Source organism: Niveispirillum sp. BGYR6 (assembly GCF_027568365.1).
Classification (GTDB): Bacteria; Pseudomonadota; Alphaproteobacteria; order Azospirillales; family Azospirillaceae; genus Niveispirillum.
This window is the reverse complement of the sequence record NZ_JANLNL010000012.1, coordinates 205,333-213,941: the sequence shown is the minus strand read 5'-3', so window position 1 is coordinate 213,941 and position 8,609 is coordinate 205,333. Positions and strand designations below refer to the sequence as shown.

Here is an 8,609-nt window from a genome sequence, read left to right as displayed (position 1 = left end):
ACGATCCCCACACCATCGATGAAATCCCGATGCAATACGCTCTCAGCCGCATCGCAAACCGCAGAAACGCTGCCGCCAAACGCCTGAAAAACAAAAAAAACGCGGGGAACGGCTGACGCTTACTATCAACCTGTGCCTGATCCCCAAGGGCAATGGCGTGGTAACGGGCGCAGGTGGGTTGTTGAAGGTGGCCGCTGTCGTCGACGGACAGGGAATAGCTGGCTATTCTGGTGGCACAATGGTCTGGGGGATCACACGATTGGTCAACGGTCCCAGAATTGCTGCCTTCGGCGACACATATGTCGCAACGGGCGCAATAGCAGGCCCCTCCTCAGGGGCTATTCAGTTCGCCGTCACTCACACTCCCAATGCCAGCCAGCATGTAACGGTGACGGGCTCAATAACCGGTGCGGCACCAAAAATTGGAACAACGGCCGGCCCGCTTTCTCTCGCACCGGCACTTCCTGCGGTGATCATTCCATCCTCAGGAACAGCCCCGGCCATTACATCAGATGGGGCAATATACTATGATGTAACACTCGCCAAACTCCGAGTGCTGTCTGGCGGCGTTTGGATCGATTTACACTGATAAATACCCACCACAATTATACCAACCCGCCTAAAGGTCGACCTTTAGGCGGGTTGGAGGCCGGCGACCGCTGGCTCAGCACCCTGTGGCGCGCAAGCCAAGCAGCCGGATGGCAGCGCCCGGCACTTGAGGCACCAAAAAATGTCCCTGGATCGGTGATGTTCAAGGGAGATTGGTATTAAATAGTATCTTAACTTTGAGAAACAACCAAAAAGATTAACACTGCAATGTCGTTCCCAACCATCGTCAATCATGGTCGGGAACGACATTGCGAATATCAAGCAGCGGTAGGCAAATGTGATGAGAGTTTACTGAACTGGGCCGGCCAATTTAATTCGTGCTCAGTTGCGAACCGGCAATTCTCGACCATGTCATGATAGGTCGAAGTGCCATAGATTTTCTGAGCTCTCTCTAGGGCCGAATAGAAATCCTGGAAGGACCAGCCATCCATCAAAATTCCACAACCGTACTCCCGAATAATGCTCACACATTGCGGATGGGGCGCGGCGATCGGGGGGACACCGTGAGCGATGCTCTGGAACAGTTTGTTAGGTGAGGCATGGATTTGATTGATATCTGATGGCTTCCACATACAAATCGAGTACGCATAACGACTGTAGATTTCCTCCAATTCCTCCATTGTCAGACTACCCAGATAACAGATCTGGCTCACATTCGATCGGAAGCCATCAACCATCTGAATCATCCGCTTGGATGATGGAATACCGCAAATGTCAACCCGTACATGAGCTGGCAAATCGCGCTCAAAATAGTCGCACTGCGCACTTTCACATATTGAACCCGCGTTGATTATAACCGGCTGCTGTGATTTTTCACCTTCGATAAATTTAGATAGGGAAACATTAAGTACTTCCACTACTGGAATATCGTCCCAGCCAAGGTAGCGAAGATCGAAATTCGCCCGGTTCATCTCCGGAACGCAAATCAAATCGATCCTGCTGCGGCCAATCTGCAATAGATTTACGAAATCTTGCCCGCCCAGCTTCCTCTGATAGTCGATACTCTCAAGCATATAATAAATAACCAAATCTGGCTTGTAGGGCAATTTAAGCAATGCGGGCATCACGGCGGCACTTGTCACCACAAGAACATTCGGCTTTAAATCCGATATCCGCTCAATAAGCTGAAGATTATACTCGACATGAAAAACATCGAAATGTGGTGGAAAACGTGTGGCGAGGCGCTCGATCCGGATGCCCGGAGCAGCAACTCGAAGTTTAGGCTTGTTCTTAACGTCCGGCTCAAACATAACGCAGTCAGATGCCTCGTAAAAATGGGCAAGAGACGACATTAAGAGCTCCAGTTGTGGAGTTCCGTAGCCGAAAGAAGTATCAAACAAAGCGGCAATACGTGCCCCTCGCGGAATAACCTTTGAGAGCTTTGACTCGCGGTTATTGACATCAAAAAGCATAATTACCACTCCTTACCGTAGAATCGCCGAGGGTTTGTGCTGGATTCATAAGCAGGCGGCGCTTCTATCATGCGCACAAAGGTATCGGCGGAGTGTTCGTTGATCCATGTTTTCTGTACTTCGCGTGCACTATGCGCGTAAACGTCATAGTCAGCAGCCAGAATAGCCAGGGATTCTGCCACGTGGCGCGCTCGATCCTCAGCACCATCAGCAGACTTGTAGACAACACCGCCGGCCGTCTGCGGAATCAATGAGCGCGTCTCATTAACGAAACTAACGTTGAAATTGTGTAGATTGACCGTCGTATTTGTGTATGCGGTGTAAATCCCAACCCAAACGCTTTGACAACCTCTAGGCACGCGCTCCATCAGAGAGTATCGACGCGCCAAGCCGCCCCCCAAGACCCTCGATGCATTGCGAATGTCGCGGCCATTCGACATAGCATCTTGGAACGAAAGATCGAATTGAACATAGACGCCAGACTTACTCGGATCCTGGGAATATGTCAGCCATAGATAATTGGTCCCGGCAGGGACGGCTATATGGAAGAAGGTCACGTTGCTTCGTTGCACAGCCACGATGCCGCCTCGTGGAATGTTGCCACGATGTGAAATCCCAGCCTTTCTCATGTCAAAGATATCAACGTTTTGAACAGCATCCATCCGACCTGCATCCACTAAGCTGGCGTGAAGCGGATACGTAAATCGATCCAATTGCGCCGACATCCATGTCCCTGCGGGGACAACAACAGGAATGCCGGCTGCCATGGCCTCCGAAAAAATCCCAGAACTCCGCGATATATAGTTATTTTGTGAATACGGAATCAGGATGACATCCGAGCGCAGAATTTCTCGGGCATAACGTTGGCTATCCAGCGCGCCCTTCACAAACCACACATCATCTCTGGAAGACGCATTTAGCAGAGCTGTCGCCCGCACACATTCGGGTTCAGGGTAATCTCCTGAATAATATACCTGTGATTTGACCTTAACACGGCCGGCAACCGCAGAAGCGGACACAACCGAAGGCAACAGGTGATACCCTTTTTCACCTCTGGCATCGCCGAGATAGGAGGCAATCAAGCGCCGCCCCCCGCCTGTCGTCTGGCGCATGAATTTCACTGGATCGCCGTGAGAACGCAGACTGTCGCGCAACGCATCCAATGTACGCCAGAAGTGACATAAGGGCGCAACGTACCGGTGCTCCAGATTGTCAACCATGGTGGGCATAAGAACGCCACACGGATTAGTGGCAATTAATTCCGAACTCTTGAACCACTGAAGCTTGAAATCATCAACACCGATAGGAAATGCGTGACGGAAATTGCACAGGGACAGCGCAACAGTGCCGGCATCTTCTGGTACTGCAACAATCACTGACACGAGTTCAGTCGTGCCACCGCATGACACATCAACGCGAGAGATCTCTCCATCCAGTCCGTGCCGAGAACGGAAGAATGTCACCAAATGCATGGCCTGTTCGGATCGGAACGTCAGACGGACATAACGTGCCTCCGGTGGCGGGGTGAGCTCCAACACTGTGGCTGCATTGTCGGACACCATCAAAGTGCTGCCCGCCCGCTTGACCGATATCATTGCAGCGTCAGCATAACGGTACTGATGCCACCCTTCATTCGTGCCGGTAATCGCGGCCAACATGACGGCGCCAACCATCTTTTCGTCATGATAGGCGTTGGTGATGGACTGCACATACTCTGCCAGCGGATGGCTGGACATGATCTGTACAGGTATACCATGCTCCAGCGCGTCTAAAATAAACCGGTCAAATCGAGACTCGGTAGAAGTAACAACAATTCCCGTATATTGAGAAATATCAAAATCATCCAGTTCTTCAACTCGTACAAACCGAGCCTTAACGCCCGAAGCCTGCGGCAATGGCGGGCTCTGTACAATAGCAGAACGTAATACATGGGCGGGAAGAATGATATTTATATCCGTTCCCGCGCCAGCAAAAGAAATGCCAGCACCGAGGAGACCATCGACAAATTCAATCCCTTCCGCCGGACTTGAAACTTCGTGGATAAAAAGAACCCGTCCATTTCCCTTCGGAAACTGGGGGCGCCATGCCCCGCGACGTTCGATATCAACGGGGACGGGCCCGGCTTCAAATTCACGGTCCCCCAAACGGTTATATTGCTCTGAAAGAGGCGTTGTATCCGTGTAGTACTTTACACGGACATCCTGAATGCCCCCCAGCAGGGCAAAGGCTGTACGTGCATAATGAACAGACCATTCCTGTTCATCAAATTTCTCTGCATACCCATTGTACACATCGCGACGGACGACAATATGATGCACGCCTTTGCGATAGCGAGCATCCGACTGCAAAGCGTCAGCTAATCCGCTAAGTTCAAAATAGGCAATCGTTGGATATACTATATTACATTCATCTGTCAGATTAATCTCTGACAGGGCATGGCGCAACGCCTGCGCATAAGATTCAGATTTCATTGTAGATTGAGTTAAGGCAGCCAATGCGCCAAGCGAATTAGCCCCCCTTACCAAGGGAGATTCCGGCATTCCTGCTAAGGCTGCTACCGTCGCGCGGGCTTCCCCAAGCTCCTTCCAAAGACTAAGCCCTTTTGCAGCCAAATCCCATTGTTGGCTGTAATAGATTTCTCTATCCTGCGGGTTGGCCCCGTTGGTGCTGAGTTCGGCTTGGGGGGATGACACACGAATCTGCTGCGCCAAAGCGCGGATCGTGGCTATACGACGCAGCCGTTCGAGTGTGCGGCGACGCAGTGAAAAATTTCCACTGAAATGATTGAGTTCGTCGAGTTTTCCCGCCGCCGCCCAAAGCAATCCGGCCCTCGAATATTTACGAGCCAGCCACTTCCTGTCCGCAGTCGTGATCCTTTTTTCGAACTTGGCTTGGCCAGTAACCTTTTGGCCCCAGAAGCCATACTCAAAGACCGGTATAACGCGCCACCCGTCCGGAACCGCTCCGGTGAACACCTTGTTAGTGACCAGCACAGGCCTGTAACCGGCTGCCTCAGCAGCCGTCAGCACCATTAAGGCGTACTCCAGATAATGACCGCCGGTGCCGGCGATATTGGAATCACACAAGACAAAGTTACGCATAGCCCGATCCCCTTCATCCGCTTTGCCCAGTCGCATTCGCGATGCACAAATCCTTAGAACTTTAAGGATTGCGGAAAATTGTCCTCTTCTGTAGCGCGGTATAAGCGGCCAGTCCTCCTGGGGCATATATGGCAAGAACGTCCGATGCGAACCTCAGATCATCCTTACGATTTTCGCCCACCAGCGGTGGCAAAAATGTGGCACTTAGTCCAGGATTACTTGCCGACCTGATTCTATCGGCCCAATCCGTTGGCAAATCAAACCCGAAAACCCCGGCGATCTTCTCCATGGAAGATTGACTTTTAGCAGAGCTCGGATTCTTGGCCATCGCAATGACAGCCTCAAAATCGACGACAGCCACATCATGGCAAAGCCAATCGCCCATAAAGTCTTTCAGAAACTGGTCGAACGGAGCAACCGACACACCGTCAATCTGATAACCCCGCGCCAACATCACTACGTATTCACGCAGAGAAAAATTCGACCGGATAAGCCGGTAATCAGGACGATCAATGCGGGGATCAAACGCAGCCTTTGCGGCAGCTATAATAAGCTGCGCCGGATCCCGTATTAGCAGCAGATGTTTAACATTACGAATTTCTTTGGCGATCTTTAGATCGAACGGCAAATGACCTACGTAATAGACGGGATTTTCGCCTGAATTTTCCCAAATATCAAAGAAATTATATACGTCCAAAAAATTGTTGGAGTGTGGTAACCCGATCATGTGGGCAATGATATTCTTCAGGAGGTGAGTTCCAGCCTTTGGCACTGAATTCAAGATGACGCTATTAGCAAAATTCACCGGTCCAAAAGCAAGAACGCTTCGCTCAAACTTATCATCAATTTTTTCAAATTCGCAAACGCTACTTTTTAATTTTTCTGTGTATACTTCGGTCGAAATGGCATATTCGCTAGACTTAATAACAAATGAGTTCAGGCTAGTCGCCTTATTGGATTCAACGCCATGCACAGATGCTGACAATGGTACACCCACCGCCACCATAGTACGAACACATTGAACAAATTCTTTATTCAGCCCATTCCGAGCTGTTTCCTGCAGGATAGCAAACAAGGCGTCACCTGTAAGCGCGACCGGATTGGCATGATGCGCCAGCCCCATGCTATCGATGGCTTCGGATACACGGTCTAATAGCAAAAGACAATTTGCTTTTTGGAAATTTGCCCAGAAGGCATCGTATCCAGCCGCAAGCGCTTGGTCAAACAGCTCTATAGCTTTCTCCTTGTCCTCCGAGCCGAAAGCGTAGGAAATAGCAGCCCAATAAAATTCCTGCCCGGAAGACAAGTCATTCAAATGAAGCGATATATATGCATGTGCCTCTGCGTAGGCAGAACGATTTATCGCTTCAGCAATTTTCAGCCGTAATGAACTGTCAAGCGGCATCTGATTCTCACAAACAGGTTGGGTGGCACATATACATCAGTGCCACCCAGTACGCACACTTAGACGTTCGAATAAACCTCGTTTCGGATCATTCGATAGCCCTTAATCAGCTCCTGGATGCCCATATCCAGGGAATGAGCGGGTCGCCAGCCGGTTGCCTCCAGCTTGGCGTTGGAGACGATATAATCGCGCTTATCCGGATCCTCGCCCACCGGGGCCTCCAGATACGCGAAGGCCGGTACATGGCCCTTGATCTTGGCGCACAATTCCAGCTTGGAGAGGTTCGCCTCCGACAAGCCCATATTGTAGACTTCGCCGTTCATCGTCTCAAAATGGCTCATGCCGTGCATAAAGCCCTTCGCCACATCGCGGATATGGATGTAGTTGCGCTTGAAGTGGCCTTCGAAGATCACCACGGCGCGGTCGCGGACGGCACGATAGGTAAAATCATTGACCAGCAGATCGATGCGCATGCGTGGCGCAAAGCCGAAAACGGTGGCCAGACGGAACGAGATCGCGTTGCCGCGGTCCATTACCGCCTTCTCTGCATCAACCTTCGTGCGACCATAGATGCTGATGGGGCGCAGGGGGGAGTTCTCATCACAGAAAACCCCAGCCTCGCCAACGCCATATCCGCTGTTGGTGACGGGGAAGATGACGCGCTGATCGGATGACAGCAGGCCGAGCACCATGCGCACCGCATCCAGGTTGATCGAAGTTGCCGCCAGCGGATCCTGCGCACAGGCCGGGGCACCGACCACGGCCGCCAGCGGGATAACCCAATCGGCATCCTTGACATAACGCGCCACCAGCGCCTGGTCACGGCAATCACCCCGAACAGCGTCAAAGGCTGGATGCGCCGCGTGCAGCGCCAAGGAATTGAAGCCATGCTGGAAATTATCGATAACCGTCACGGCATAGCCATCATCCAGCAACAGCGGAACCAGAATGCTGCCGATATAGCCACCGCCACCGGTGATCAGAACCTTACCCTTCATTTTACCCTCACATTTCGCCAGTCGCCCGGGGCGCGGTGGCGGTTATTTCATAACGATGCAGGACCCCAAGGTATCCAGACCCGCCGGCACCACACGGGCCGGCGCCACGGCCTCGATAACCGCCTGCTGCCGGGCTGGCGGAACCACCATCAGCAGGAACCCACCACCACCGGCACCGCACAGCTTACCACCAAGCGCACCGTGACGCAGAGCAACTTCGTAGAGCGTGTCGATGTCTCCGGAACTAATCTTGCTGGACAAGGATCGCTTGATTTTCCAGCCCTCATGCATCATGGCGCCGAAATCTCGCACAACTTGATCAGGATCGTGCCCCTGCAGAAGATCCATGCCTTGATCAACCAGGGCCAAAAGATCGGACAATTCCCGATCAACCTTGTTTTCCGTTGTTTTTTGAATCTGTTCATCCAGCGTAGCAGACGCATGTCGCGTCTGCCCCGTATAGATCAGCAGCAAGGAAGAGCAGAGAGCCTGAAGACACTCACCTCCCATGGCCACGGGCCGGATGCTGAACCCATTAGCATCGAAGTCGAAACGATTGATGCCGCCAAAAGCCGCATGCAACTGATCTTGAACGCCCACCCGCTCCTGCAGCAGGTCACGCTCGATGCGTATCGCTTCTGTCGCCAAGTCCAGCTTGGTCCGAGCCCGCCCCTGCAACGCACTCAACAGATTGACGAAACCGACCGTGAAAGAGGAGGAGGAGCCCAACCCCGTAGAGGCCGGCATGTCCGACATGATTGAGATATCAAGATCGTCCTTGACATCATAAGCGGACAATCCAACCCGGACAACGTTGTGCTGAATGTCCGACGCCTGAACAACCGTTTCCAAACGAGAATAGCTCAGCCGATATCGATAAGGCTGAATACCGCTCAGCCGAAGTGCAGATATATAGATATATTTATCGATAGCCATACCAAGGACGGCGCCACGCCGCCCTGTCTGTCGGAAATATTCAGGATAATCCGTACCGCCGCCGAAAAAACTGACTCGCAATGGAGTTCTTGACATTATCATCATAATGAATCTCCCATCAAAAATACAGGATCCAATGAACCAACCA

Annotated in this window: 5 protein-coding genes; all 5 read right to left on the bottom strand. The window is 51.9% G+C overall.

From position 1 onward, the window contains the following. Nucleotides 1-866: 866 nt before the first annotated feature. From PCJ49_RS21220 to PCJ49_RS21200, 5 genes are read right to left on the bottom strand one after another with little or no spacing between them, the layout of a single operon-like run. Complete coding sequence (locus PCJ49_RS21220; protein ID WP_269912710.1) at nucleotides 867-2,021, bottom strand: hypothetical protein; 1,155 nt, start codon at nucleotides 2,019-2,021, stop codon at nucleotides 867-869. Nucleotides 2,022-2,023: 2 nt separating this feature from the next. Beyond that, complete coding sequence (locus PCJ49_RS21215; RefSeq protein ID WP_269912709.1) at nucleotides 2,024-5,158, bottom strand: hypothetical protein; 3,135 nt, start codon at nucleotides 5,156-5,158, stop codon at nucleotides 2,024-2,026. 25 nt (nucleotides 5,159-5,183) lie between these two features. After that, a complete protein-coding gene (locus PCJ49_RS21210) occupies nucleotides 5,184-6,527 on the bottom strand; it encodes a hypothetical protein (protein ID WP_269912708.1) in 1,344 nt (447 codons plus the stop codon). 59 nt (nucleotides 6,528-6,586) lie between these two features. Further along, entirely contained in the window at nucleotides 6,587-7,525 is a 939-nt protein-coding gene (locus PCJ49_RS21205) for an NAD-dependent epimerase/dehydratase (RefSeq protein WP_269912707.1), read from the bottom strand. Between the two features lie 42 nt (nucleotides 7,526-7,567). Next, nucleotides 7,568-8,566, bottom strand: a complete 999-nt coding sequence (locus PCJ49_RS21200; protein WP_269912706.1) for a kinase — start codon at nucleotides 8,564-8,566, stop codon at nucleotides 7,568-7,570. Nucleotides 8,567-8,609: the final 43 nt, after the last annotated feature.

Excerpts from the sequence above, each read along its gene's own strand:
- PCJ49_RS21220 (WP_269912710.1), bottom strand. The coding sequence starts at position 2,021 with ATGCTTTTTGATGTCAATAACCGCGAGTCAAAGCTCTCAAAGGTTATT.
- PCJ49_RS21215 (WP_269912709.1), bottom strand. The coding sequence starts at position 5,158 with ATGCGACTGGGCAAAGCGGATGAAGGGGATCGGGCTATGCGTAACTTT.
- PCJ49_RS21210 (WP_269912708.1), bottom strand. The coding sequence starts at position 6,527 with ATGCCGCTTGACAGTTCATTACGGCTGAAAATTGCTGAAGCGATAAAT.
- PCJ49_RS21205 (WP_269912707.1), bottom strand. The coding sequence starts at position 7,525 with ATGAAGGGTAAGGTTCTGATCACCGGTGGCGGTGGCTATATCGGCAGC.
- PCJ49_RS21200 (WP_269912706.1), bottom strand. The coding sequence starts at position 8,566 with ATGATGATAATGTCAAGAACTCCATTGCGAGTCAGTTTTTTCGGCGGC.